Here is a 1,378-nt window from a genome sequence, read left to right as displayed (position 1 = left end):
GGCCTTGTCACAGCTGAATCGAGGCCTGGAGCAGCGCACCAACAAACGCCCGATCATGTCGGATCTGAGGGAATGTGTAACGGGTGAAACGCTGGTGATGTTGGCGGATGGGCGAAGAGTGCCTATTGCTGAGCTGGTCGGCCAGACGCCAGAGGTTTTGTCGGTTGATGAGGCGGGTTGTATTCGGATCTCCGAGACTGACCTGATCTGGTCGGTTGGCCGCAAAGATGTTTATGAAGTAAATCTAGCCAGTGGCCATAAAATTCGTTGTACTGGGCAGCATCGACTGAAAGGCTTATGGGACTGGCAGCGGGTTAATGAGTTGCAACCCGGAGATCGAATTGCCATTGCCCGACAGGTCAGTGAGCCAGCTAAATTGTCAGCATGGGATGAGCAGGAGTTAATCCTGCTGGCTCATTTGCTGGGTGATGGTAGCTATGTCAAAGGTCAGCCACTGCGTTATACCACTGCCAGTGAAGAGAATAGTCTTGCTGTTACCCAGGCAGCCGAGCACCTAGGCTCAAGGGTTACACGTCATGCCGGGCGTGGTCAATGGCATCAGCTGGTCATTGCCGGTAATGGCAATCGCTGGCATCCAGCAGGGGTTGGCAAATGGTTAAAAGCGCTTGGAGTGTTTGGTCAGCGTTCCGCTGAAAAATACATTCCATCCGGTATCTTTCAGTTACCAAATGAGCAGCTTGCACTATTCCTACGCCACTTATGGTCAACAGACGGCAGCATCACGCGTGATAAAAACGGGCGGCTGCGGATTTATTTTTCAACCGTAAGTGAGGTTTTGATTCGTGATGTGGCGGCTTTGTTGTTGCGTTTTGGCATTCTGCTGCGTATCCGTCATGTCCTATCCGGCAAGGGACAGGGTTGGTATACCGGTGATGTTTCGGGTGCAGATCATCAGCAGCGATATATGTCACAGATAGGGGCTTTTGGTCATCAAAGGGCATTGGTTGATGAATTGCTGGCTAAAGGATTACCTCAGCCCAATACCAATCTGGATACCTTACCGCAGGAAGTGTTTGAATATGTGCAGGAGCAAATGCAGCGACAAGGAATCAGCCAGAGAAAAATGGCTGCAATGCGCGGAACCGCTTACGGTGGTCAGGCATACTTCAGTTTTTCACCTTCAAGAGCAACACTGCGCAGCTATGCTGAATTGCTTCAAGATGAAAAGCTTTTGCAGATGATCAGCAATGATCTGTTCTGGGATCGTATTGTCAGTATTCAATCAATCGGAAAAGAAGAGGTTTATGATCTGACGGTTCCAGGTGATGCCAGCTGGCTTGCTGATGGCGTTGTCAGTCATAACTCCGGTGCGATTGAGCAGGATGCAGACGTGATTGCTTTTGTGTACCGGGATGAG

The 1,378-nt window shown here is 50.4% G+C and carries 1 protein-coding gene and 1 pseudogene; both read left to right on the top strand.

Features of this window, described 5'->3' with window-relative positions:
- Positions 1 to 73: pseudogene (locus IBX50_RS20815) on the top strand (DnaB-like helicase C-terminal domain-containing protein); the annotation flags it as partial.
- Positions 56 to 1,378, top strand: a 1,323-nt coding sequence (locus IBX50_RS20610; RefSeq protein ID WP_366930760.1) for an LAGLIDADG family homing endonuclease, incomplete at its 3' end; no start/stop codon positions are given. The pseudogene IBX50_RS20815 and the gene IBX50_RS20610, both read left to right, overlap by 18 nt.

The sequence above is a fragment of the Marinospirillum sp. genome (genome assembly GCF_014859565.1).
Note: the sequence above shows the minus strand (reverse complement) of the source record. Positions and strands in the feature narration are given on the sequence as shown.